Raw genomic sequence first — 24,792 nt, 5'->3', positions numbered from 1 at the left:
CCGCTCAATACAGCTTCGCCTTTCTAAATCGCTACAGATGCTAAACACGCATGATCGTTGTATAACCATCTGCTTTCTCTATCCGTCGGAATATCAGAAAATCACAGATGGATCACTATTCCCATCCATCCATATCTATATGGATCAAAAAGAGAATCCTCGTTTGATCATGCATCTTTATTCTCGCATCCTTTTAATCCTACCACATTTCTACCATGTTTTGTGACTTGCAGGATGGTTTCAAATATGAATGAAAGATTGCCACGAAATGAAGTCTGCCTGGTAAGATGATCCTGCCAATTAAAAAGGTCCCATTTCAATAATGCCTCACAGTAATTTATGGTACGATGATGGATGAATCTGATCGATGACAAGGAGCGAATAGGATTTGACCAAAAAACCGGGAATCGCTGAGCTTGCTCTTCTCAGCATCGCCTTCATCTGGGGAGCTACCTTTATCCTTGTGCAAACCGCGATTCAGTCGCTCCCTCCTTTTTCTTTTTTAGCGATCCGGTTTGGCCTAGCGACGATTTTAATGGGGACTTTACTCGCTTTTCGCGGAAAAATAGGGACTCTCCGTCAACCACGTTATTTATTGGCTGGCAGCTTTTTAGGCGCTTGGCTTTTTCTTGGATACGCACTACAAACCTTTAGCCTCTTATATACGACTTCAGGGAAATCAGGATTTCTTACGGGGGTATCCGTTGCACTTGTGCCACTATTCAGCTTTTGGATTTTGGGCACAAAACCGAACCGATATGCGATTATCGGTGTAGGGTTTGCATTATGTGGTTTATGGCTCTTAGCCTTTGCTGATTTTTCTCATCTCAATATCGGCGATACGCTTGCATTTCTTTGTGCAATTGGTTTTGGATTACAAATTGTTTATACAGGAAAATATGCACAATGGGCCGATGCCCTTCCCATTGCTACCATTCAAATCGGGGTGGTGGCTCTCTTCAGCACTTGTTCATCGTTAATTTTTGAATCACCGGTTGTCGATGTGTCCGGCACGATTTTGTTTCTGCCAGAGGTCCTTATCGCATTGATTGTTACCGTATTGTTTGCGACGGTCCTTGCTTATGTGGGGCAAGCACATTTCCAACGACATACGCACCCTACCCGTGTGGCGCTAATCTTCGCAATGGAGCCTGTATTTGCTGCCTGGACGGATTGGATGTGGTTAGATACCCCCATGAGCCTGACGACCGTAATCGGATGCCTTTGTATCCTCAGTGGGATGGTTCTTGCTGAAACAGGAAACCGTCCACCCTCACCCAAACTGATTCAGAAAGAAGGCACGACATGCGTAGAAAAATAATGGGTCTCTTTATTATCGCGGCGGGTATCTTACTTCTTTTACGAGAATTAGGATGGCCTCTCGCCCAAACCGTCTCCAAATGGGAGTTTCTCTTAATTGTAGCGGGGCTCATCTTGTTTATCATTTCCATTCAAAAGCCTCCCCGTCCCCGATTATCCATTTTAGCAGGCATACTAATCGGACTGGGGATCCATTCCTGGGGGCTTGCCCAGATAGAATCTTGGCCAGATCATTGGAGCATCTTCCCACTCATTATTGGCTTATCCTATCTTCTTATTGGCGGTCTATTACAGAAGAATCGTTCCTATGGCATGGTAGGTTCGCTTCTCTGCCTTCTGGGGATTTTCGCTTGGCCAGGCGTGGGGGATATCCCTGGTTTAGAGAAAGTCGCCCAGACACTTAATACCTATTGGCCCGTGTTATTGATCACCTTAGGAGTCTTACTTTTTATAAGGAAATAAGACAGCAATAAATAAAAAACCAGCCCGATAAAGGCTGGTTTTTTATTTATTCCACTTCGAATTTGGTTGAGGTTTTCTTCTTCTCTTCATAGCGCTGCATGGCGAGTTCGATCAATTTTTCAATGAGGGTCTTGTAACTAACCCCTGTATGTTCCCATAAGTTCGCGTACATGCTATGGGGGGTAAATCCAGGCATCGTATTGATTTCGTTGATTAATACGCGTTGATCGTTATTGGTGACGAAAAAGTCGACACGAGATAGCCCTGAAGCATCAATGGCTTGATACGCCCGTATGGCCAACTGACGAATTTCTTCCAGGGTTTCCTCAGGCAGTTCTGCGGGGAATTTCATCACCGCTTTGCCGTCAATATATTTGGCTTTATAATCATAATATTCATTACTCGAGATAATTTCCCCCGGGATGGATGCCTCGGGCTCGTCGTTGCCTAACACCGCGACTTCCACTTCTTTCGCATCAATAAACTCTTCAACGATTAACTTTCGATCATAACTCGCTGCCAAGTGCAGTGCTTTTTCTAATGTGGCACGATCCTTCGCTTTGGAAATCCCTACACTGGAACCCAAATTCGCAGGTTTCACGAACATGGGATAAGCAAAGGAATTTTCCAGTTCTGCAATGACGTCATTCATTGACTTTTCAACCCGATGCCGATGCACCTGGACAAATCGTCCCTGTGGAAGACCTTCATTGGCAAAAATTCGTTTACTGACCACTTTATCCATACCCACTGCTGAGGCGAGTACTCCAGCCCCTACATAAGGGATATTCGCCATTTCAAGTAACCCTTGAACCGTGCCATCTTCACCAAAGGTTCCATGAAGGACGGGGAAGACCACATCCACCTGTTCTACCCACTGAATTAACGGAAAGGAGGAACCTTGGATTTCCTTTGGCAAAGTAGGCTTGGTAGAGCGCAAATCTTCCAACCGCTTCGCCTCTAATTTCCCCTCCAAGGCTAACAAAGCCTGTTCTCCTGTTCGCCAATGCCCCTCTTTATCGATCCAAACCGGGAGAATCTCCATTTTCTCCGGATCGATCGCTTGAATGACCGATGCCGCAGAAAAAAGCGAAACGTCATGCTCACCGGATTTGCCTCCATATAAGATGGCGACCCGAATTTTCTTGTTCATCCTCACACATCTCCTCTATTGTCTCTAGAAGTGATTAAGCTTACCATTCAAGCTTAATGATGATCTTGGGTAGGGGAGGTTTCTGCTAATTCTTCGCTAGGAGATGCCTGGGTGAGTCGACCGATTTCAGACCATAGCTCATCTTTTCCTTGACCGGTTTGTGATGAGAATAAGATCAGCTTATCCGTCGGGACCATTCCAAGACCCTCCTTTACCTGCTTCATATGTTTGGGCCATTGGCCTCGTTTTACCTTGTCGGCTTTCGTCGCTGCAATGAGTACATCGAGTCCATGTTCTTTAAACCATCCATACATGGCGACATCATCTTTACTTGGCGGATGCCGTAAATCAATCACATGTACGATCCCTCGCAGAGTTTCCCGCTTCAAAAAGTAGGTTTCTGCCATTTTTCCCCATTCAGCGCGAACCGATTTGGACACCTTTGCAAAACCATAACCAGGCATATCCGCAAACATTAACGCTTGGTTAATGCGGTAAAAGTTAATGGTTTGGGTTTTCCCAGGCTTCGAACTGGTCCGTGCTAAATTTTTGCGATTGATCATCCGATTGATTAAGGAGGATTTCCCTACATTGGAACGCCCAGCCAGAGCAATTTCTGGCAGGGCGTCCGCAGGGTATTGCCGGGGATGTACCGCACTTATCACGATTTCAGAATGCGTTACTTTCATTGGTATCTCTCTCCGCTTCAGGGACCAGGGCTAACTCTAGCACCTGATCCATATGTCGGACCGGGGTCACCTTCAGTTCCTTACGAACACTTTCAGGAATTTCCTCCAGGTCTTTTTCATTCTCATAGGGGATTAGAATATGCTTCAGGCCTGCACGATGCGCGGCTAAGGATTTTTCCTTGAGTCCGCCAATGGGCAAGACCCGCCCCCGTAATGTTACTTCACCTGTCATCCCCACTTCACGGGACACCGCTCGACCTGAAAGAGCTGAAACCAGAGCCGTAGCCATCGCAATCCCAGCAGAAGGACCATCTTTAGGAATGGCTCCTTCAGGCACATGAATATGGATATCGTGTTTTTCATGAAAATCAGGGTCAATGGATAACTCTTTCGCACGGGAACGGATATAACTAAAGGCCGCCTGAGCGGATTCCTTCATGACATCCCCTAGTTTACCCGTTAAGGTGAGTTTGCCTTTCCCAGGGAGAATGGTCACCTCGATTGTCAAGGTGTCTCCCCCCGCTGCTGTCCAGGCTAATCCCGTAACCGCACCGATCTGATCCGTCTCTTCTGCACGTCCATAACGAAACTTCTCTGCTCCAAGGAATTGAGGCAGGTTTTTAGCGGTGACGACCACTTTTTTCTTTTCACCGGCAACCAACTGCTTTGCGGCTTTCCTGCACAGGGTCCCGATTGTTCGCTCCAAATTACGGACGCCCGCTTCCCTTGTATAGCGGCGGATCACTTTGAGAACAGCGTCTCCATGTATTTGCAGTTTATCCTTTGTTAAACCGTGTTCCTTCATCTGGCGAGGGATAAGGTATTCCCGGGTGATACGCTCCTTTTCAATCTCGGTATAACCCGCAATATGAAGCATTTCCATCCGATCGAGCAAGGGCCGCGGAATACCATGAACCGCATTGGCCGTTGTAATAAACATGACCTTGGATAGATCATAGGGAGTCTCGATATAATGATCGCTAAAGGTAGCGTTTTGCTCGGGATCCAGTACTTCTAACAGTGCAGATGCTGGATCCCCACGGAAATCCATCGCCATCTTATCAATCTCATCCAGCAAAAATACAGGATTGGAAGTGGCTGCAGTTTTCATTCCTTGAATGATTCGCCCAGGCATCGCTCCAACATAGGTACGCCGATGGCCGCGAATTTCCGCTTCATCGCGTACACCACCCAAAGAGACTCGCACAAATTTGCGGCCAAGGGCCCTAGAGATGGATCGCGCAAGGGAGGTTTTCCCCACACCTGGAGGGCCAACGAGACAAAGAATGGGGCCCTTTAGTTGCTTGACCATCTGCTGAACCGCCAAATATTCAAGCACCCGCTCCTTTGCTTTTTCCAACCCATAATGATCTTGATTGAGAATTTTTTCTGCCTTGTTAATATCTAAGTCATCTTCTGTTTCTTTGTCCCAAGGAAGATCAAGTAACCACTCGACATAGGTTCGAATGACGCCCCCTTCAGCAGAGGAGGTGGGGGTCTTTTCCATACGACCAAGTTCTTTTTCGACCTTTTCCTTCACCACTTCGGGTACAGTCAGTTTCTCTAACCGATTTCGCAGTTCTTCGACTTCTCCCATGCGTCCTTCTTTTTCACCCAGTTCGCGCTGGATTGCCTTCATCTGCTCACGAAGATAGTACTCTTTTTGCGTTTTTTCCATCTGCTTTTTTACTCGTTGTGAGATGGTTTTCTCCAATTCAAGTACTTCGCGTTCATCATTTAAAATCGTAAGTAGCGTCTCTAACCGTTTTGGAATATCAACGGTTTCCAAGATTTTTTGCTTATCCTCAACCTTCAAGGGAAGGTGTGAAGCAATCACATCAGCGAGCCGACCTGGCTCGTCAATATCTGACACCGAGGAAAGGGTCTCAGGAGAGACTTTCTTAGATAACCGGAGGTATTGTTCAAAATGATCCAGTACAGAACGCATCAACGCCTCCACATTGATATCCTGGACCTCATCCTGCTCAATTTCGCTCACACGCACTTTATAGTAAGGATCTACTTCTGTAAATTCGATCAGCTTCGCCCGATGAAGACCTTCCACCAATACGCGAATCGTGCCATTCGGCAATTTTAGCATCTGCCGTACACGTGCGACGGTACCCATCTCAAAAATATCTTCTGGATCAGGCTCTTCGATCTGAACTTCATGCTGTGACGCAAGAAGGATAAGGTCATCGTCTACCATTGCCTGTTCCAGTGCTTTGACGGAACGTTCGCGGCCAACATCTAGGTGCAAAACCATGTTGGGGTAGACCAATAATCCGCGAAGGGGTAGCAACGGGAGTACGCGCTCCTCCTCTTTAACAGCCATGTATGCACCTCCGATAACGTCTCGTGCCATGTTTTTACTAAGGTTTTTCATTGGGTATACAATTGATGACTGCGTACGATTTTATCCTATTCAATCCCGTTTGTCCATGACAGTCCTACCCACATCCCAGAGTACAAAGGGGTTAGACGCCCCCACCTAAAGGAGATTAACTAACCGGTGCAGAGGTCGCCGTAATAACCGTTGCAGGTGGCAGAGAACTTTCCACTTCTACCTCTGCTTCTTCATGGCAAGCTAACTGAAGAACCTCTTCGATCTTCCTCACAGGTATCACTTTTACCCCTTCCATCTCATTAAAGATGGCTTGCATATTATCCTCCGGGATGATCACACGGTTCGCTCCCGCTTGCTTTGCCGCGGACACCTTCGCCACCACGCCACCCACAGGCATGACGCGACCATGGATGGACAGCTCTCCAGTCATCGCTAGCTTATTATCCACTTTAATCCCTTTAATCGCAGAGTAAACCGCTGTTGCCATCGTGACACCAGCCGATGGACCATCCATTGGTACCCCACCTGGAAAATTGACATGAATATGCCAAGCATATGGATTAATATCGGTTTTTTGCAAGACGGTGAGAACGTTCTCTAATGAACTACGGGCCATACTCTTGCGTCTAAGGGTACGACTTCGTCCCCCTAACTCTTCTTCATCCACCATCCCTGTAATTCGGATCGAACCTTCTGCTCCAGGTCCTGCGGGAAGGGCTGTTACTTCCAATTCCAGTAGCATCCCGAGGTTCGGACCATAGACGGCCAGTCCATTGACTAAGCCAGGTTGCGCTTTCTCAGGGATTTTTTTATCAGGGCGAGGGGTTAACTGGCTACTATGAACGACCCATTCAACATCGGCGGAACGAATCAGGTTGTGATCCTCTGTCAAGGCAAGGCCCCCAGCCGTTTGCACGATATTGACGGCTTCCCGACCATTGGTGGCGTATTTTTGAATAACACTAATCGCTCCTTCTTCATACTGGAACCCCATGCGTTCAATCGCTTGTTTGGCAATCCGACTAATCTCCTCAGATAGCAATGGCCTAAAAAAGATCTCCATACACCGGGAACGAATGGCTGGCGGAATTTCATCAGGAGTCCGGGTGGTGGCACCTACCAATCGAAAATCCGCGGGCATCCCATTTTGAAAAATGTCATGAATATGGGACGGGGTATTATGATCCTCCGCACTATAATAGGCAGATTCAAAAATGACCTTGCGATCCTCTAGTACCTTCAATAACTTATTCATCTGAATCGGATGAAGCTCTCCAATTTCGTCGATAAACAAGAGCCCCCCATGGGCTTTGGAAACGGCACCTGGTTTTGGCTGAGGTATCCCTGCCATTCCCATGGCACCTGCCCCTTGATAAATAGGATCATGCACCGAACCGATTAAGGGATCGGCAATTCCACGTTCATCAAACCGAGCCGTGGTCGCATCCAGCTCTACAAAACGCGATTGACGCGTAAAGGGGGAACTGCTATTTTTTTTCGCCTCTTCCAAAACAACGCGAGCCGCCGCCGTCTTTCCTACTCCAGGCGGACCGTAAATGATGACATGCTGCGGGTTCGGACCACAAAGGGCTGCTTTGAGAGCACGTAATCCCTCTGTCTGACCCACAATTTCATCGAAGGAAGTTGGACGTGTTTTTTCTGAAAGAGGTTCCGTCAGCGATATGCTCCGCATTTTACGGAGCTTATCCATCTCCTTCTTCGATTCACGATCTACCGCTGTACGGCTTGTCTGCTGATTCCGTAACAAGTTCCAAAAATAAAGGCCAATGACAACTGAAAAAAACACCTGTAGTATCATGATCAACACAGTCCAATTCATAATCTAAACTCCTCCCCTTCATCAGATCAAAAGGATTTTGATCTCTTTGTCGTGCCTTAGTATGACCCTCGTCTGAAAGGGATAGTCAGTCAACAAAAAAAACCCGCCAGTCTCCCATCACTGGTGGGTTTTTTGCCTTTAATATAAAAGCGATCCTTCATTTAAGGAAGGGCACGTGCCGTCTCTGCCATCTCCTCTTCGGCTTCTTGTACCACGCATCGATCAAAATGAGCCGTTGTCATACGAACCGTCACAGGCAATTCATCGCCAACTTCTGGATAGTTTTCGCCATTGGGGAAAAAGAGGACACTTGTTTGCATATGAGGAGGTTCTGCAAACCAGGTTCTTCGTCCACGAAAGGTGTAAGGACTAAGATGGCGATTCGCCATCGACAGCCCCCAAAAGGCGGTTAACTTTAACCAATCCCGCCAACTCCGCGCGATAGAAGGAGCCTCCAGACCCACCCCATTTGCGGTGCCACCGGATAAAAACACCAGGGTCCCATTCTTTCTTGCTTTTCCTTGCTTATACCCGAACCGTTCCCCTTTTTGCACAGGCTTGGTATCCAGCACCATGCTTTTGGTGGAAAGGAACGATTTATCCGCCAGCCATAAATCCGTCCCTAAGCGCATGCAAAAACGATACTCCGGATGGCGGGTTTTTAATTGTTGAAACAAGGGCGAACTTACATGGCTAATGTAAAAATCTTTCGGTATAACATCCCAATCCTTCGTTGCCGAGATCCACTCTGTAAACCAGGTCTTCTTCTGTTCATCGGACATTCCCACCTGGGGAAAATGAACCGATAGCCCAGCGATTTCAAGTTGGATATTTGACGCTTCACTCCATTGTTTAAGCGTCTTATGCAACTCATCCAATTGAGTCAAGGAGAACCCATACCGCTTCATCGGGGACTGACATTTAATCACAATGGAAAGTTTTCTTGGCCCATCCTCAGCTGAAAAAGGGGCTTCCCCTTGGAGGGAATCAAGAGCACTTACGAGATGGCTAAGGTGAGTAAAGCTACCCACCGTATAAATCCTTCCCTCACTATGATCCGCCTCCGTCAACGATGTCAGCACAGGGGTTAGTACCATCGTCTGTACTGTTGAGAAGGATTGTTCAATGGTTCGGGCTTCTTCTATTGTCCCAACACAAATGACGTGTTTATCCATACGCAGAGCTGTCTGGGTTAGCCTTACATTGCCAAAACCATAGCCATTTCCTTTAATTACAGGGAGAAACTCAGGAAATCGCTCCTCTGTTTCTGCAAAGTGACGCAACCAACTCCGCTCGTCCAAATACAGTGTAAGACTCATGAGCTACCCCCTCACCGCTTCTTCATATACATATCAAAAGCCCAATGCAGAAGCGGTTGCAGCGGATAATCCCATTCACCGATCAACTGACAGGCTTCTCCACCAAAGCCAAGCTTAAAGCGTAAGAGACCATACAAATGATCTTCTTCATCCAGGGTATCGCTAATCCCACGGAAGTCATAGGTATGCGCTCCCATCGCATGGGCATCCTGAATCATCTTCCATTGAATCGCATGGTTGGGCATCTTCTCCCGCATCTCATTATCGCTTGCACCATACAGATACCAGACATGTCCATTCGTTTGGGTCGCTATCGTTGCCGCTAGCAAACGATCTTCATATTTTGCTAAGTAAAGCCGAATGCGATTCGGATCTTCCTTTTTCATCGCACGGAACATGGTCTCAAAGTAACTGTACGAACGAACGGTAAACTGATCCCGTGTGGCTGTCACATTGAGCAGGTCATAAAACGCCTTTAGATCCGCCTCACTTCCCTCTGTGACCACGACTCCTTGCTTTTCGGACTTCCGAACATTACGGCGCCAGGTGGTATGAAAGCCAGCAAAAACCTCATCTAAAGAACGATCTTCCAAGGGCAAGCGGAAAACATATTGGGGTTGAATTGCAGAGAACCCGCCATCTCCTTCTCCGCTCTTCCAACCCATTGCTGTAAGTTCTTGTTGAACAAATTCCGCCTGTCCATCCACTTCATCAGGTCCAAGATCCTTTAGCCGTTTTCCTTTGAGACTATGCTCACGGATTTCCTTTAAATAGTTTTTAATCGTGGGTGTTTGCCATTTAGCTCGGACCACGGGCGGTTCCATTTTAATTGAGAATACATTTTTACGACGTAAACATTCAAATAACGGCTCAAACCAATCGCTTAACTGTTTAGAATCCCAATCAATCACCGGTCCTCGGGGAATATACGCTAAGTATTTGTTTAACCCTGGGAGTTTTCGATAAAGAACCAGTCCACACCCTACCATGTTCTGCTCTTCATCAAACCAACCCAGGAGATCGTGTTGCCATTCAGTTTTAACCTGAGCCCAGGAGGGGTACTGCATAAAATTGCCCAGGCGTTTTCCTTCAATAAAGGAATGATAATCCTGAGAAGAAACCACTTCCACATGCATCATGAAAACACAACTCCAGTTCTGCAGTGTTTAACTACTTGAATTACGGTGTAATACAACATCCTTGAAAAAATTGTCCATAATTAATAAAGGGAATGATTCAACACACACTACCTCCTGTATTCTACCACAAAAACTTTTGCTCGCGAGTAGTAAGTCCCTACTACTAAAGACTTGTTCTAGTACACATCCATTTTCCGATAACACAAAAAAGAATCGCACCCAAAGGATGCGATTCTTTTTTGTTTAATTAAGCGCTCTCTTCTTTTTTATCCACCGAACGACCATCCCGTGTTGTAAGGCGAGGGCCTACTTTATCTTCAACGGTTTCTTTTGTGACAATGCATTCTGTCACATCTTCCCTCGACGGTAACTCAAACATCACATCGAGCATAATTGACTCAATGATGGCTCGTAGTCCCCGTGCCCCTGTATTCCGTTTGATCGCTTCATCAGCGATCGCATCCAAGGAATCATTTTCGAAGGTAAGCTCTACATTATCCATTTCCAAGAGCTTTTGATATTGCTTAGCAAGAGCATTTTTCGGCTCCGTTAGAATCCGTACCAAGGCTTCACGATCCAGCGGTTCCAAGGTGGAGATCACTGGCAAGCGTCCAACGAATTCAGGAATTAGACCAAACCGAAGGAGGTCCTCAGGCAAGACCATCTTCAGGTATTCACCTGGTTTTAGATCAGCTCGGCTACTATCCGAACCGAAACCAATCACTTTCTTGCCGAGTCGACGTTTGATGATCGGCTCCAGTCCATCAAAGGCGCCCCCACAAATAAAGAGTACATTGCTGGTATCAATTTGAATGAATTCCTGATGAGGATGTTTTCGTCCTCCCTGAGGAGGTACAGAAGCTACGGTTCCCTCAAGAATTTTCAAGAGTGCTTGTTGCACCCCTTCACCAGAAACATCACGGGTGATCGATGGGTTTTCCGACTTACGGGCAACTTTATCGATTTCATCAATATAGATAATCCCACGTTCTGCCTTTTCCACATCATAATCTGCAGCCTGGATCAATTTGAGGAGAATATTTTCCACATCTTCCCCTACATAACCCGCCTCAGTAAGGCTGGTTGCATCAGCAATTGCAAAGGGAACGTTCAGGATCTTCGCCATCGTTTGAGCAAGAAGGGTTTTCCCACTTCCCGTCGGTCCTACCATGATGATGTTTGATTTTTGCAGTTCAACATCGTCCATCTTCTGGGAAGAATTGATCCGCTTATAGTGGTTGTACACCGCTACAGCCAACGATTTTTTTGCTTGCTCTTGTCCAATGACGTAAGAATCAAGAATCTCGTTAATTTCCTGGGGCTTCGGTAGATTTTGTAGATCGATATCCTCTTCGCCGCCCAGTTCTTCCTCAACGATTTCATTACAAAGATCGATACACTCATCACAAATGTATACCCCAGGCCCTGCGACCAGTTTTCTCACCTGATCCTGGGATTTCCCGCAAAACGAGCATTTCAACTGTCCTTTTTCTTCGTTGAACTTGAACATGCGAATCACCCCTCTCAAAGGTCTAACGGGCGATCACTTCATGAGCACCCAAAATAATCACGTTCAATTGCCTTCGAACTCTTAAGAGCAGTCCCTTAAGAGACATATTCTAAGAGGGTGGTTAATCCTTATCGATTTCCAACTCAGCCTCTAGAATTTCATTACAAAGATCGATGCATTCATCACAAATGTTTACACCAGGCCCTTTGATGACTTTCAACACCTGATCTTCCAACTTACCACAAAACGAACATCGTAAGAGTCCGTCTTCCTTCTTCTTGCTAAAAAAAACCACTACGCAATCATCCCTCTAACGAGTGATCACTTCATCTACCAAACCATACTCTTTGGCTTCATGAGCATCCATGAAATGATCCCGATCCGAATCTCGTTCGATTTTCTTTTGCGTATGCCCAGTGCGCTTGGACAGAATTTGGTAAATCTTCTTTCGGGTACGGAGAATCCAATCTGCATGGATTTGTATGTCTGCAGCCTGGCCTCGTACTCCCCCCAATGGTTGGTGAATCATCACTTCACTGTTGGGTAAAGCATAACGCTTCCCTTTTGCACCAGCCGCCAGCAGGAAAGCCCCCATACTCGCAGCCATACCCACACAAATCGTGGAAACGTCTGGTTTTATGTATTGCATGGTATCATATATTGCCATTCCAGCGGTGATGGATCCACCTGGTGAGTTTATGTATACAGAGATATCTTTGTCCGCATCTTCTGCTGCTAAAAACAAAAGCTGTGCTGTCACAACATTTGCCACTTGATCATCAATCGCACTGCCAATAAAGATGATGCGGTCCTTGAGCAATCGAGAGTACAAATCATAGGATCTCTCGCCGCGATTCGTCTGCTCGACGACCATCGGTACCAGATTCAAGGTTTCGCCTCCCTTCCGAGCGATTGTTTAAAAACAAGGCACGCTTTCACGTGCCCCGTTTTTCCGTCCTATTCTCATTATGCCGCATTTTTACTGTTGGATACAAGTAGATCCACTGTTTTTCGGATCTTCAAATCGCCCTCAATTTGAGCACGACCGCCTTGCATATCCACTAAACGCTTGATTTCATCCAATTCGCGGCTCATTTGTTCTGCCAATTTTTTCAGTTCTTCTTCAATATCTTCCTCGGTCACTTCTACGTTTTCAGCTTCAGAGATGGCTTCCAATACCAAGTCATTGCGCGTCTTCTTACCAGCATCTTCTTTGAATTGCGCACGAATATCTTCCTTAGTTTGGCCAGTAAACTGAATGTATTGCTCCAGGTTGACCCCTTGCATGGAGAGTTGTTGTTCAAAGTGACTCACCATCTGATCAATTTCACGATCGATCATCACTTCTGGGATTTCGACCTCTGCGTTCTCAGCCGCTTTCTCGACGAGCTGATTACGCTTGTAGCTTTCTTCTTCGTTTTTCTTTTGTTCTTTCAGCTTATTCTCGACATCGCTTTTCAGTTCCTCAAACGTCTCAAATTCCCCAACATCCTGTGCAAATTCATCATCAAGCTCAGGCAATTCCGTACGCTTGATTTCGTGAATCTTCACTTTAAATACGGCTTCTTTTCCTTTGAGGTCTTCTGCATGATACTCTTCAGGGAACGTAACCGTTACATCCTTTTCTTCACCTGGAGCGAGACCGACAAGTTGTTCTTCGAACCCAGGAATGAATTGTCCAGAGCCAATTTCCAAGGTGTATTGCTCACCTTTGCCGCCTTCAAATGCTTCGCCATCAACGAAACCTTCAAAGTCAAGAATTGCACGATCGCCCTCTTCGATGGTTCCTTCTTCAACAGCGACCAACTGACCTTGGCGCTCTTGCATTTGCTTCAGTTCAGCGTCGATATCTTCTTGGGTTACCAAGAAGTCTTTTTCTTCGATTTCTAGGCCTTTATACTCACCTAGTTTTACTTCAGGTTTTACCATTACTTTTGCTTTAAAGATGAAAGGCTTCCCTTTTTCCAGTTGATCAATATCAATTTCTGGTTGATCAACGGGATCGATATCTGCTTTTTCTACCGCTTCAGGGTAAACCTCTGGCAAGAGGATATCGAGTGCATCTTGATAGAGGCTCTCTACACCAAAGCGCTTTTCAAAGATTGGGCGTGGAATTTTACCTTTCCGGAATCCAGGTACATTCACATTTTTAGAAACCTTTTTAAAGGCGCGATCCAACGCACCACCTAATTGTTTCTCATCTACTTCAACCGTAAGGACCCCACGGTTCGTTTCAGTTTTTTCCCAGCTTACATTCATCAACGATTCCCTCCTACATCACACGATTCAATGTATAAATGGCTACAACTCTAGAGTTTCCGTGCCTTTTTACAACCACCTCATTATAACACAGAAGCTAGTGGTTGCAAGCAGGTGGAAAGGGGCAAAAGACCCCTAGGGGGTTTTGGTTTGCGGCTAACAACGATCATTGATCGGAAGAGATTCGATCGCCTCCTAACATGAAGAAACATCGCTAGGATGCAAGTTTCCCATTATTGGGTAATCGACATCACTTGGGATCGATCTATGCATATTCGCCTCCAGGGATTGTAAATAGACCAAAGCCATTATCCCCTATTAAATTCCACCCCTCAAAATAGCTACTTGCATGGAATAATTCAAATATGATTTGATCCTCAAAGGTTATTACAAAAAACCTACCCATAAAATTATCAATGCCTACTATTTTCTTTTTGCCAATTATCTTATATATCTCTTTATATGTAAACTTATCTGGAGCTGAGATACAATCCGTTTCACCAAGGATAATTTCATTATTTCTACAAAGCCTCCATGGGCATTCCACAATAAGCGAACCCTTCTCAAATTGAATAACTAAAGGGGCATGTTCATCGGTATTCACGCCGGTTACTACTTGTCCAATAAAATACCCAAAATCCATATCCTTTAGATTTTCTTCCATACCCTCTTCACCTTTTCTGTATCAAATGTCGATACATCCACATAACTGTCGATAGAGAAATCCATAATACGATTTTAAGTGGTTTAGCGGATTGAGCTTGCTTCAAGGCGCCAATGATTGCACCGCATCAAATTGCCTGGGGGATACTCAAATTCACATTCGGTTAGAAAGCTAAAATGAAGTTTTCGGCAAATCGCATTCGAACCTGGATTATCAATTGAAGGAAAAGCATGAATCGCCCAATTATTTTTTGCTAACGCTTCTTTGATTGCTAATTTAGTCGCTCGGGTTGCGATCCCTTTCCCTTGAAATGAGGGCAAGACACTCCACCCTACTTCATATGCTTCTTCACCATCCACACTCTTGTGCCAGAATCCAACGGAACCTACTTTTTCATTTTGGGGCTGTAATTGGATGCTATACATCGATCCTTTATCCTTGAGCGCAAGATACCGTTGATGGCGACTAAACACCTTTTCCTCACGTTCGGGTCCTCCAAGATGGTTCATCATCTCTGGTGCATTTAGTTGGAACAGTAAATCAAGGTCATCTTCTTCCCAACCTTTAATCTGAACAATCTCCCTTTGCTCTCTCATGTTTTCATCTCCTCTAGGAAAAGGATGACAGCGTAAATGAGCTAAATACTCAAATTAATCGACAGTCTTGATTTAGATTAAAGTTTTTTTCATTTATAAATTTCTAACTTTTTCCAGATTGATTCCCAACCCTTTTTTGTAACTCTGTTTTTATAAATGTTAATTCTCTCATCTGTCTCGAGATAGTATGGGGTTGGTCTTACTTTTAGATTTACAACATCCGCTATTCCCCAAGGAGCTGTTAAAACAACATTATCTTTTTTATCTAATTTAACTCCTAATGCAGTTACGGTCTCAGGAAATTTGGATATACCATCAACGGATGATACATAAGGAGCTGCATTACTTAAAACATGCATTCTTGCCTGATTTTTAACAGACCATGGGATGTTGGAAATCAGGAACGTTAGCTCTCTTTCAATGTTCTTTTCTTCTAATTCATCGGTATTGGATGAATCAAAGTATATAACATCAATATCAGGTAAAGGTGTTCTTGTACTAAAATTATGTATTACATCCCATATTTTTGACCTAACAAAACCTGCACATATCCACCAATCAGGCAAATGCAATGTTTGAACAGCTCTTAATAAATCCATCATCCAGTCATCCTTTTGTATTACATCTACGATGTCTCTTTCTTTTGTGATGATCACCCTATAACACCTACTTTTTAAAGTAAAAACCACCCTTGCCAATGGCAAGTCCACTTGTGTACCCACACATCCTCCATGATCCAATTTCCCATACCTGTAATGATATATAGTTCATATCAACAGTCTGGAATCGGAGAAGAACAAAGGGTTATTCACGACCTCAAATAATGAAAAGGAATGCTCCCACAGCGTTCTAATCTGTGTTAGCATCCCTTCTCTGTCAAAACCCTTGTCATATCAAAGGTTATATGGTTATGTAAGTGGCGTCCCAGGAGGGATTCGAACCCCCGACCAACGGCTTAGAAGGCCGTTGCTCTATCCAGCTGAGCTACTGGGACTTATCAAGAATCTTTGTATTTCGCAATGCAGAATAATTTTATAACATGGAATCATCACTCGTCAAGTAATATTTTCCTCCACGATCCGGAACCCGTTGATCCTTAGGGTCGTAAAAGTGAACCTCCACAGAATGATCCCCGAGTATCTCTAACACCGCATAGGTAGGTGTCCGATATCCTCGTGGCGAAGTAATACTCCCTGGATTGAGGAGTAGGAGGTTACCAACCTGCTCACAGACGGGAAAATGCGAATGCCCGAAGCATGCAACTTGGGCACCCACTTCCTCAGCTCGATACTGAATGGGTAACAGGGAAGAGTTCACCTGATACTTATGACCATGGGTGACATAAAAGCGAATGCGACCCGCATCCCAAAGCACATCCTTTGGGACGTCCTCCCAGTCACAGTTCCCTTGTACAATAGTGAGGGGAACGGTGGGCAATTCTGCAACATCGGTTGTAAAATCCCCACAATGGATGACATGATCTGCACCTACACGATGACAGACCTCCTTTAAAAGCTTCGCTTCGCCATGGGTATCACTGATAATGAGAACGCGCATTTCATTCCCCTCCTTTCTATTAAAGATCAAATAAATAGGCCTTTTTCAACAGGGGGATCAGCTTCTTCGCAGCTACAGCGCGATGGCTGATCTGATTTTTCTCCTCCGGGAGCAGTTGAGCCACAGTCCGATCTTGCTCCGGAAGATAAACCAATGGGTCATAGCCAAAACCATGCTCTCCGCGTGGATTCAATGTAATCCTACCAGACACTTCGCCCCGTACCGTCTGAGTGGGTTCCCCTGGCACAGCAAGAGCAAGGGCACACACAAAAGCACATTGCCGCTTTTCTTCCGCAATGCTTTTTACTGCTTCTAAGAGCTTGTGATTATTGTCGCGATCCGTGGCATTTTCCCCAGCATAACGTGCAGAATACACCCCCGGCGCTCCATTCAAGGCAGCCACTGCTAATCCAGAATCATCCGCCGCAACGGGTCGATTCAGCACACCTGCGATGGTTTCTGCTTTTTTTATGGCATTCCCTTCAAAGGTGTCTTGATCTTCAATGATCTCAGGGATATCGGGTAAATTATGGAGGCCAATCACTCGCATTCCTAACGATTCTTTAAAAATCGCGTCTAATTCTTCAACTTTGTGGGCGTTTTGTGTTGCGAAGACCAGCTCGTTCCACACCCACTTCTTTTTGGTTTCCTGCATGTCGATTTCCTCCGATTCCATACGCCGCTTCCTTTAGTATCTCTTTTTGCATGGCAACCAATTGATCCGTGCCTTCTTTGGCAAGGGTAAGTAATTGGGTAAGCTCCTCGGGGCTAAAGGGGGACTCCTCCCCTGTTCCTTGAACTTCTACGTATTTACCCGCCCCTGTCATCACGACATTCATATCAACATGGGCTTGGGAATCCTCTGCATAGCAAAGATCAAGACTCGGGACACCATTTACAATCCCTACACTCGTCGCCGCAAGGAAATCCGTGACAGGTAACCGCGGTAGCGATCCTGCTTTTACCAACCGATGCAAAGCAAGAATCATGGCAACGTAAGCCCCTGTGATGGAAGTCGTCCGGGTCCCTCCATCTGCTTGAATCACATCACAATCCAACCAGATCGTCCGTTCACCCAGCTTATCCAATTGAATGACGGAGCGTAGTGCCCGGCCGATCAACCGCTGAATCTCCATTGTCCGACCGCCCACTTTACCCTTACTGGATTCACGAATGGTCCGTGTTTGGGTCGCCCGCGGTAGCATCGCATATTCTGCCGTGATCCAACCCTTTCCCGAACCACGTAGAAACGGAGGAACCCTCTCCTCTACTGAAGCGGTGCAGAGTACCTTGGTGTCCCCGACCGATATGTAGACGGATCCTTCCGCGTGCTTAATATAATCGGGAATCATTTCAACTTGTCTCAGTTCATTTTGCATGCGTCCGTCTACTCTCAATCCAATTCCCTCCAAAATTCAGGTTTCATCATTATACCATAGAGCATCGAAGCGAAAACAGAAAAAACTATACGAAGAAGAGGTGGTTCCCCACCCCTCTTCTATCTTGCCGCTGGTATCTAATCTCATCCCTTTTTCACTTAGATTCCGCCAGGATTTACTTTTTCAGGTCGACTTACCGGCTTTTCAAAACTTTTATCTTCCGAGACATCAGATTTTCCATCCACCGTGATTTTTACTTTTTTCACAGCACTATTTTCAGTTAATGAAAGAATAATGGTTTTTAACGCATCCTCTGATGCCTCATGCTTATCACTGTATTGGAGAAGCTCTTTGCCAAAGTCGGCGATGGCCGTATCTCCTTTGACTTGAACCCCATTTACCTTTGTTGTCTCAGCAAGGGCAGTCACCAGATCCGACCCGGTTAGCGGTCCTCTGACTAACTCTTTCAAAGTCGCTTCTGCTACATTGCTGCTGCGATTAATCATACGGGTGACAGGAACATAGTAAATATCATTCTCTGGAGTTTGACCTAAGAAGTAGAGGGTGACTGGCATGCTATGGGCGGCATCTATCCCCTGAGCCAACTCTACATTAATACCACCCGCACGGGTCAAATGTTGGGCAGCACTTTTTCCCTTCGGCATCGTTTCGAGGGCTTTCCCATCCACCTGAATATTTACCCTTTTCACCGAATCAAATCCAGTCAATGTCCAGGTAATCGCGGATAAAATATCACCTTCCATTTCTTTTTTATAAGAGAGAAATTCCTTCGATAAATTGATGGTCGCCGTCCCCTCTTTAATTTCCAAACCTTTGACCTGTGTATTTTTTGGCAGGATTCCGCTAAATCCCTTGGGAAGCATCGATTCCCCTGGTCCATCTTTCACCATATATTTTACTGCCTCTTTTGCAATCCCTTCTACCTTCGGAATATTAAGGGCATACGGTGCAAGATATCCTGAATCCGTCATAAAATAGAGTTCCAACTCGTTCTTTTTTGCAGCTTTAGCAGTAGAGCCCTTCTTATCAGTCTTTCCCGAAGATTGATTCTCCTTAGACTTCTCATTGCTCTTATCTTTTTCATTGGTGTCCATTTTTTTAGGTGGTGGATCGATTGGTGTTGCTCCCTCTTGATCAGGCCCAAACATACAACCAGAGAGTAGTAAAGGAAATGCAATCAGGGCAACTGCCCCTTTTAACCATTTTTTCCCCATGATAATCCCCTCCCGGGACAAGGTTTCTGATACATGTATACGAGCCCCGAGCGAAAATATCCCCACTTGTTTGTCTAAGAAGAAAAGAAAGCAAGATTCATATGGATAAACACGGTTATGGACATCAAAAAAAGAGGAGGGAAATTCCTTCCCAACCTCTTTCAACCGACGGTTTTATTTTGTACGAGGGACTGCAGGGAAACTTGCTCCACTTCAAGGGGGCGACCCAACCATGTTTCTGCAATCCGTCGAAAGGAAGCAGGCTGTCCACTGATGAAAAAGTGATGATCACCTGTCGGAAAGCGACTACCATCCGCTAATAGTCCTTTATGATGAAGAACCGTGGACAGTTCCCGAGCAGTCTCCTCAGCCGAACTAATTAAAGTCGTCTCCTCACCCATCTCCTGCCCAATCAAATCCGCAATGAGTGGATAATGAGTACAGCCCAAAATTAATGTATCCAACTCGTGTCCCTTTAAAGGGGCCAGTGCATGCCGTACTATTCGTTTCGCATCTTCACTAAAACCATTGCCACTCTCTACAAGAGGTACGAGTGTTGGACAAGCATGACTTAAAACAAATAATTCAGAGTCAATTCGCTTTAATGCTTGTTCATATGCCGAGCTGCGAACCGTTCCTTGCGTTCCAATCACACCAATACGACCTTGATGGGAAACTTTAATGGCGGCTCGAGCACCTGGTTCAATCACACCCAGTACAGGGATGGAAAATTGTTCGCGAGCGGCTTGTAATGCCACAGCTGTGGCTGTGTTACACGCGATCACAAGCGCTTTTAATGGAAGCCTTGCTAAGAAATGAACAATATCAAGGGTAAATTGTCTAACTTCCTGAGGGGTTCGAGGACCATAAGGGCACCGGAGCGTATCCCCAAAATAAAGTACCCGTTCTTTTGGCAATTGACGAAAAACTTCCCTCGCTACCGTCAATCCGCCGACACCGGAATCTAATATGCCAATTGCACTCTGAGGTAAATGCTGATCCATCGATCTTCTGCTGCCTCCAATTCACGCCCGCATTGCGCAAGTCGTTTTCAACATCGCCTCTATATCCTATTATATGAAGGAAAGAGGAGAGATGATCTTGCCAAAAGTTACCAAATTTTCTTAATACATTCTCCCCATCAACACGGGGGTTTATTGGTGCATTTCGTGATGTAAGGTTGCCAGATGTTTCGCAATCCCTTCCACTTCTTCCTGCGGTAAATGAGAAAGCATTTCTGACAAGTACTTTTGACGTGCCTCTAACACTTCCATAATAATCGATGTCCCTTTTGCTAAAAGGTGGATGCGTACGACCCGGCGATCTCGTTCATCACGAACGCGTTCAACCACATCATTTTTCTCCATCCGGTCCACTAAATCCGTCATCGTACTGCATGCAAGAAACATCTTTTGCGATAGTTCCCCAATCGTCATATCCCCTTGTTCATTCAACCATAAAAGGGCAGTAAATTGTGGCGGGGTAATTGGAAATTCACTTAAAATTTCGCGTCCTTTTCGTTTGATAACGACGCTAATTTCCCGTACGTAGCGTTCAATTTCGGTTACCAATTCACTTGGCAAATTCGGTTTATTTTCCATGGATGAGCTCCTTCTATTTTCTAGAAGTCTCAGCTAAATATGATCCGTACTTCAAGCTACGATCACATTCAGCAAATCTATCTTCATGTTATACGATGCGGGGATCGGATACAAGTTTGGTTCCTTTTCCACTTGAACGCTATCAATGTACATACCCCTTATCCATTGAAAAACTTGAATGTTCCTTTCCAAAAAACACATCCTCCAATTGAAGCATCCCAAGACTTTTTTGCTTTTGATCCATAATCGAAGAAAAATCCCTACACATCGATCCGCTATCTAGAAGGTAAAGATACAGGATTTCGCCGTGGGTTTTATAATAAAAATTAAAATTATCTCAATAATGACATATCTTATGATATGCTTCTGTGGCAGCACATTAGTCCTGGCACACCCCTGCTTCAGAATTCTCGCTTTTGTCCTGCCATTTTTCAGTAACGGTTTCTCTAAATACTCTTTAATTAGGAGGGTATCATGAAAAAGTTTTGGCTGATGGGTTTGGTGCTTACAATTGGAATGGTAATGGCATTGCCAACCGCTTACGGACAGACCACCGACGGCTTAGTTGTCCACCTTGAGAAGGATTTTGGTAGAGACGCTGTTTTTTCGGGGAGCGATGGGCGCAGGATTGCCTTTCCATCTAAGGGTTATCGCACCTTCCAAGGGCGGGATGGGCGTTTGATCGCCTATCCCAATACGGGCTATACTACCGCTGAAGGAAATGATGGGCGCAGGATTGCCTTTCCCATGCAGGGCTATCGCACCATCCAAGGACGCGATGGGCGTTTGATCGCCTACCCCAATACGGGCTATACTACCGCTGAGGGAAATGATGGGCGCAGGATTGCCTTTCCCATGCAGGGCTATCGCACCTTCCAAGGGCGGGATGGGCGTTTGATCGCCTACCCCAATACGGGCTATACTACCGCTGAAGGAAATGATGGGCGCAGGATTGCCTTTCCCATGCAGGGCTATCGCACCTTCCAAGGGCGCGATGGGCGTTTGATCGCCTACCCCAATACGGGCTATACTACCGCTGAAGGAAATGACGGGCGCAGGATTGCCTTTCCCATGCAGGGCTATCGCACCATCCAAGGGCACGATGGGCGTTTGATTGCCTATCCCAATACGGGCTATTCTACCTATGAAGGTAGTGATGGGCGCAGGATTGCTTATCATGATTCAACAACGGTACCGTCATCTTTTTTGTACGCAGATAAAAACCAATTAGATATGTTACTCCAATTAGAAGATGGCTTTCCTAATAGTAATTTCGAAGACTACTTAATCTATCGCTATTACGCCGATCAGGACTAATCTTCGTAAAACTCCCACTTTCATTGTGGGAGTTTTCTTGTTCCACGATTAGACTCTTTCTTTAATAATAGCACTACTCTATTTACCCCTTCGTTTATCAGTTCACTCTGCAAATTCGGTTTATTCTCTCCATGGATGTGAGCTCCTTCTATTTTCTAGAAATCTCAGCTAGGTGAATATAAAGGGCTTTACGGTGTGCATTTTATAATAAAAATTAAAATTATCTCAATAATGACACATCTTATGATATGCTTCTAGGTGGCCACTCGTTAGTGAAAGCGCTTCCTTGCTTCAGAATCAAGCTTTTACTTACGTCATGCCTTTTTTCAGTAACAGCTTTTTTCAAAAACTATTTAATAGGAGGGTATTATGAAAAAGTTTTGGCTGATGGGTTTGGTGCTTACAATTGGAATGATGATGGCATTGCCAACCGCTTACGGACAGATCACCGATGGCTTAGTTGTCCATCTTGAGAAGGATCATGCTGGATACATCGTGGATAGTGGGGGAGATGGACACTTGATTGCCTACCCCTATAAGGGCTTTGGCACCACCCAAGGGCGTGATGGGCGTTTGATCGCCTATCCCGGGGGCTATTATACCGATGAAGGTAGTGATGGCCGCAGGATTGCCTTTCCCCAATCCGGCTATCGCACCATCCAAGGACGCGATGGGCGTTTGATCGCCTATCCCCACACGGGCTACTATACCGATGAAGGTAGTGATGGCCGCAGGATTGCCTTTCCCAATAAGGGCTATCGCACCATCCAAGGACGCGATGGGCGTTTGATCGCCTATCCCCACACGGGCTACTATACCGATGAAGGTAGTGATGGCCGCAGGATTGCCTTTCCCCAATCCGGCTATCGCACCATCCAAGGGCGCGATGGGCGTTTGATCGCCTATCCCAATACAGGCTATTCTACCTATGAAGGTAGTGATGGCCGCAGGATTGCTTATCATGACTCAGCAACGATACCGTCATCTTTTTTGTATGCAGATAAAAACCAACTCGATTTGTTATTCCAATTAGAAAATGGCTTTCCCAATAGCAATTTCGAAGACTACTTAATCTATCGCTATTACGCCGATCAAGACTAACCTTTCATAGTAACAGGTAACCCCTTTCTAGTTGGACTCTTTCGTCTCTTGATCCATAACTAATACCTAAACTAGGCGTGTTGATTAACCAGAAGTGGGAGCGCGGAGACATGTGGAAGCCCATTGACGAGGATGTAAAAATGCACTGACCGCTCCAAATTAAAGGGTCTTACGGTGTATTTATAATAACTATTGAAATCATCAAATAATGATACACCTTACGGCTTGTATCTAGATTGCAACTCGTTAGTCGGGCTTTTCCTTGCTTCTGTACTACCGTTTTATGTAAAAAACCTTTAACAGGAGGGCATCATGAAAAAGATTTCGCTAATGAGTTTGGTACTTACAATTGGAATGATGCTTGCTTTACCAACCGCTTACGGACAGACCACGGATGGCTTAGTTGTCCACCTTGAGAAGGATCATGCTACAGACACCTTCAATATGGGTCACGATGGACACTTGATTGCCTTTCCCCAATCGGGCTTTCGCACCATCGAAGGGCGTGATGGTCGATTAATCGCCTACCCCGGTACAGGCTATCGTACAGACTGGGGTTCCGATGGACGTATGATTGCCTTTCCCCAATCCGGTTTTCGCATCACCGAAGGACGGGATGGGCGTTTGATCGCCTTTCCCGATACAGGCTATCGTACAGACTGGGGTTCCGATGGACATATGATTGCCTTTCCCCAATCAGGCTTTCGCACCACCGAAGGGCGGGATGGGCGTTTGATCGCCTTTCCCGATACAGGCTATCGTACAGACTGGGGTTCCGATGGACGTATGATTGCCTTTCCCCAATCCGGTTTTCGAACGATCCAAGGGCGCGATGGGCGATTGATCGCTTATCCCGATACAGGCTATCGAACGGATCAAGGTTCCGATGGACGTATGATCGCCTTTCCCCAATCGGGCTATCGCACCATCGAAGGGCGGGATGGTCGATTAATCGCCTACCCCGATACAGGTTATCGTACCGTTCTGGGCCAAGATGGGCGCATCCTTTCCTATCATTACTCAGCAACGGCACCGTCATCTTTTTTGTATGCAGATAAAAATGAATTAAACTTATTACTCCAATTAGAAAAAGGCTTTCCCAATAACAATTTTGAAGACTACTTAATCTATCGCTATCTCGCCGATCAGGACTAACCTTCCATTGGAAAACTCCCACTTTCATTGTGGGAGTTTTCTTGTTTCCATCCATAACCGAAGGAAGTACCTAATTGATCCGCTATCTAGAAGGTAAAAATACTGGGTTTTACGGTGCATTTTATAATAAAAATTAAAATTATCTCAAT

The 24,792-nt window shown here is 45.5% G+C and carries 24 protein-coding genes and 1 tRNA gene; 5 read left to right on the top strand and 20 right to left on the bottom strand.

Going from position 1 to position 24,792, the window contains the following annotated elements:
* Positions 1-388: 388 nt before the first annotated feature.
* Complete coding sequence (locus tag CHX35_RS15675; protein ID WP_245838890.1) at positions 389-1,321, top strand: DMT family transporter; 933 nt, start codon at positions 389-391, stop codon at positions 1,319-1,321.
* The gene (locus CHX35_RS15670) at positions 1,306-1,782 is read left to right on the top strand and encodes an NfeD family protein (RefSeq protein ID WP_091839228.1); all 477 of its coding nucleotides are present in this window, start codon (positions 1,306-1,308) and stop codon (positions 1,780-1,782) included. The genes CHX35_RS15675 and CHX35_RS15670 overlap by 16 nt, the downstream gene beginning before the upstream one ends.
* A 46-nt stretch (positions 1,783-1,828) precedes the next feature.
* On the opposite strand, the gene CHX35_RS15665 is transcribed toward CHX35_RS15670, so the two are convergent.
* The 20 genes from CHX35_RS15665 to CHX35_RS15570 all read right to left on the bottom strand — a co-directional run bounded on the left by CHX35_RS15665 (position 1,829) and on the right by CHX35_RS15570 (position 21,070).
* Positions 1,829-2,935: a D-alanine--D-alanine ligase gene (locus tag CHX35_RS15665; protein ID WP_091839225.1), complete on the bottom strand. Its 1,107-nt coding sequence runs from the start codon at positions 2,933-2,935 to the stop codon at positions 1,829-1,831.
* 53 nt (positions 2,936-2,988) lie between these two features.
* On the bottom strand, positions 2,989-3,624 hold the full coding sequence (yihA, locus tag CHX35_RS15660; RefSeq protein WP_091839222.1) for a ribosome biogenesis GTP-binding protein YihA/YsxC: 636 nt from the start codon (positions 3,622-3,624) through the stop codon (positions 2,989-2,991).
* The gene (lon, locus tag CHX35_RS15655) at positions 3,605-5,959 is read right to left on the bottom strand and encodes an endopeptidase La (RefSeq protein ID WP_091839219.1); all 2,355 of its coding nucleotides are present in this window, start codon (positions 5,957-5,959) and stop codon (positions 3,605-3,607) included. Before lon ends, yihA begins: the two co-directional genes overlap by 20 nt.
* Positions 5,960-6,125: 166 nt before the next feature.
* Entirely contained in the window at positions 6,126-7,811 is a 1,686-nt protein-coding gene (gene lonB, locus CHX35_RS15650; RefSeq protein WP_091839216.1) for an ATP-dependent protease LonB, read from the bottom strand.
* A 161-nt stretch (positions 7,812-7,972) separates the two neighbouring features.
* Entirely contained in the window at positions 7,973-9,130 is a 1,158-nt protein-coding gene (locus CHX35_RS15645; protein WP_091839213.1) for an alanine racemase, read from the bottom strand.
* A gap of 11 nt (positions 9,131-9,141) precedes the next feature.
* Positions 9,142-10,269: a lipid II:glycine glycyltransferase FemX gene (locus tag CHX35_RS15640; RefSeq protein ID WP_245838888.1), complete on the bottom strand. Its 1,128-nt coding sequence runs from the start codon at positions 10,267-10,269 to the stop codon at positions 9,142-9,144.
* Between the two features lie 247 nt (positions 10,270-10,516).
* Positions 10,517-11,779 carry an ATP-dependent protease ATP-binding subunit ClpX gene (clpX, locus tag CHX35_RS15635; protein ID WP_091839210.1) on the bottom strand — a complete coding sequence of 421 codons (1,263 nt, stop codon included), beginning with the start codon at positions 11,777-11,779 and terminating at the stop codon, positions 10,517-10,519.
* A 121-nt stretch (positions 11,780-11,900) separates the two neighbouring features.
* The gene (locus CHX35_RS15630; protein WP_091839208.1) at positions 11,901-12,074 is read right to left on the bottom strand and encodes a ClpX C4-type zinc finger protein; all 174 of its coding nucleotides are present in this window, start codon (positions 12,072-12,074) and stop codon (positions 11,901-11,903) included.
* A 15-nt stretch (positions 12,075-12,089) separates the two neighbouring features.
* Positions 12,090-12,668, bottom strand: a complete 579-nt coding sequence (clpP, locus tag CHX35_RS15625; RefSeq protein ID WP_281252098.1) for an ATP-dependent Clp endopeptidase proteolytic subunit ClpP — start codon at positions 12,666-12,668, stop codon at positions 12,090-12,092.
* Between the two features lie 77 nt (positions 12,669-12,745).
* A complete protein-coding gene (tig, locus tag CHX35_RS15620) occupies positions 12,746-14,038 on the bottom strand; it encodes a trigger factor (RefSeq protein WP_091839206.1) in 1,293 nt (430 codons plus the stop codon).
* Positions 14,039-14,303: 265 nt separating this feature from the next.
* Positions 14,304-14,702 (bottom strand): hypothetical protein, encoded by a 399-nt coding sequence (locus CHX35_RS15615; RefSeq protein WP_245838886.1) that lies wholly within the window; start codon positions 14,700-14,702, stop codon positions 14,304-14,306.
* 83 nt (positions 14,703-14,785) lie between these two features.
* Positions 14,786-15,298 (bottom strand): GNAT family N-acetyltransferase, encoded by a 513-nt coding sequence (locus tag CHX35_RS15610; protein WP_091839203.1) that lies wholly within the window; start codon positions 15,296-15,298, stop codon positions 14,786-14,788.
* Positions 15,299-15,387: 89 nt separating this feature from the next.
* A complete protein-coding gene (locus CHX35_RS15605; protein WP_176392135.1) occupies positions 15,388-15,954 on the bottom strand; it encodes a nucleotidyltransferase family protein in 567 nt (188 codons plus the stop codon).
* A gap of 261 nt (positions 15,955-16,215) precedes the next feature.
* A tRNA-Arg gene (locus tag CHX35_RS15600) sits at positions 16,216-16,292 on the bottom strand.
* 38 nt (positions 16,293-16,330) lie between these two features.
* Positions 16,331-16,855 (bottom strand): metallophosphoesterase family protein, encoded by a 525-nt coding sequence (locus CHX35_RS15595; protein ID WP_091839200.1) that lies wholly within the window; start codon positions 16,853-16,855, stop codon positions 16,331-16,333.
* Positions 16,856-16,874: 19 nt separating this feature from the next.
* On the bottom strand, positions 16,875-17,510 hold the full coding sequence (locus CHX35_RS15590) for an XTP/dITP diphosphatase (protein WP_091839197.1): 636 nt from the start codon (positions 17,508-17,510) through the stop codon (positions 16,875-16,877).
* Positions 17,440-18,252, bottom strand: a complete 813-nt coding sequence (rph, locus tag CHX35_RS15585; protein ID WP_091839194.1) for a ribonuclease PH — start codon at positions 18,250-18,252, stop codon at positions 17,440-17,442. The genes CHX35_RS15590 and rph overlap by 71 nt, the downstream gene beginning before the upstream one ends.
* Before the next feature lie 140 nt (positions 18,253-18,392).
* Positions 18,393-19,469: a GerMN domain-containing protein gene (locus CHX35_RS15580; RefSeq protein ID WP_091839192.1), complete on the bottom strand. Its 1,077-nt coding sequence runs from the start codon at positions 19,467-19,469 to the stop codon at positions 18,393-18,395.
* Between the two features lie 161 nt (positions 19,470-19,630).
* The gene (gene racE, locus CHX35_RS15575; RefSeq protein WP_091839189.1) at positions 19,631-20,473 is read right to left on the bottom strand and encodes a glutamate racemase; all 843 of its coding nucleotides are present in this window, start codon (positions 20,471-20,473) and stop codon (positions 19,631-19,633) included.
* 150 nt (positions 20,474-20,623) lie between these two features.
* Positions 20,624-21,070 (bottom strand): MarR family winged helix-turn-helix transcriptional regulator, encoded by a 447-nt coding sequence (locus tag CHX35_RS15570; RefSeq protein ID WP_091839186.1) that lies wholly within the window; start codon positions 21,068-21,070, stop codon positions 20,624-20,626.
* A gap of 474 nt (positions 21,071-21,544) precedes the next feature.
* Here CHX35_RS15570 and CHX35_RS15565 point away from each other — a divergent pair, with 474 nt between their 5' ends.
* From CHX35_RS15565 to CHX35_RS15555, 3 genes are all read left to right on the top strand, one after another.
* Entirely contained in the window at positions 21,545-22,387 is an 843-nt protein-coding gene (locus CHX35_RS15565) for a hypothetical protein (protein WP_091839183.1), read from the top strand.
* 369 nt (positions 22,388-22,756) lie between these two features.
* Complete coding sequence (locus tag CHX35_RS15560; protein WP_091839182.1) at positions 22,757-23,488, top strand: hypothetical protein; 732 nt, start codon at positions 22,757-22,759, stop codon at positions 23,486-23,488.
* A 312-nt stretch (positions 23,489-23,800) separates the two neighbouring features.
* Positions 23,801-24,643, top strand: coding sequence for a hypothetical protein (locus CHX35_RS15555; RefSeq protein WP_091839179.1), 843 nt, complete (start codon positions 23,801-23,803; stop codon positions 24,641-24,643).
* Positions 24,644-24,792 lie beyond the last annotated feature (149 nt).

This window comes from Marininema halotolerans (assembly GCF_900116235.1).
Lineage (GTDB): Bacteria > Bacillota > Bacilli > Thermoactinomycetales > DSM-45169 > Marininema > Marininema halotolerans.
Note: the sequence above shows the minus strand (reverse complement) of the source record. Positions and strands in the feature narration are given on the sequence as shown.

Coding starts and splice junctions, on each gene's coding strand:
- CHX35_RS15670 (WP_091839228.1), top strand. CDS start 1,306: ATGCGTAGAAAAATAATGGGTCTCTTTATTATCGCGGCGGGTATCTTA.
- CHX35_RS15665 (WP_091839225.1), bottom strand. CDS start 2,935: ATGAACAAGAAAATTCGGGTCGCCATCTTATATGGAGGCAAATCCGGT.
- yihA (WP_091839222.1), bottom strand. CDS start 3,624: ATGAAAGTAACGCATTCTGAAATCGTGATAAGTGCGGTACATCCCCGG.
- lon (WP_091839219.1), bottom strand. CDS start 5,959: ATGGCTGTTAAAGAGGAGGAGCGCGTACTCCCGTTGCTACCCCTTCGC.
- lonB (WP_091839216.1), bottom strand. CDS start 7,811: ATGAATTGGACTGTGTTGATCATGATACTACAGGTGTTTTTTTCAGTT.
- CHX35_RS15645 (WP_091839213.1), bottom strand. CDS start 9,130: ATGAGTCTTACACTGTATTTGGACGAGCGGAGTTGGTTGCGTCACTTT.
- CHX35_RS15640 (WP_245838888.1), bottom strand. CDS start 10,269: ATGATGCATGTGGAAGTGGTTTCTTCTCAGGATTATCATTCCTTTATT.
- clpX (WP_091839210.1), bottom strand. CDS start 11,779: ATGTTCAAGTTCAACGAAGAAAAAGGACAGTTGAAATGCTCGTTTTGC.
- tig (WP_091839206.1), bottom strand. CDS start 14,038: ATGAATGTAAGCTGGGAAAAAACTGAAACGAACCGTGGGGTCCTTACG.
- CHX35_RS15615 (WP_245838886.1), bottom strand. CDS start 14,702: ATGGAAGAAAATCTAAAGGATATGGATTTTGGGTATTTTATTGGACAA.
- CHX35_RS15610 (WP_091839203.1), bottom strand. CDS start 15,298: ATGAGAGAGCAAAGGGAGATTGTTCAGATTAAAGGTTGGGAAGAAGAT.
- CHX35_RS15595 (WP_091839200.1), bottom strand. CDS start 16,855: ATGCGCGTTCTCATTATCAGTGATACCCATGGCGAAGCGAAGCTTTTA.
- CHX35_RS15590 (WP_091839197.1), bottom strand. CDS start 17,510: ATGCAGGAAACCAAAAAGAAGTGGGTGTGGAACGAGCTGGTCTTCGCA.
- CHX35_RS15580 (WP_091839192.1), bottom strand. CDS start 19,469: ATGGGGAAAAAATGGTTAAAAGGGGCAGTTGCCCTGATTGCATTTCCT.
- racE (WP_091839189.1), bottom strand. CDS start 20,473: ATGGATCAGCATTTACCTCAGAGTGCAATTGGCATATTAGATTCCGGT.
- CHX35_RS15570 (WP_091839186.1), bottom strand. CDS start 21,070: ATGGAAAATAAACCGAATTTGCCAAGTGAATTGGTAACCGAAATTGAA.
- CHX35_RS15565 (WP_091839183.1), top strand. CDS start 21,545: ATGAAAAAGTTTTGGCTGATGGGTTTGGTGCTTACAATTGGAATGGTA.
- CHX35_RS15560 (WP_091839182.1), top strand. CDS start 22,757: ATGAAAAAGTTTTGGCTGATGGGTTTGGTGCTTACAATTGGAATGATG.
- CHX35_RS15555 (WP_091839179.1), top strand. CDS start 23,801: ATGAAAAAGATTTCGCTAATGAGTTTGGTACTTACAATTGGAATGATG.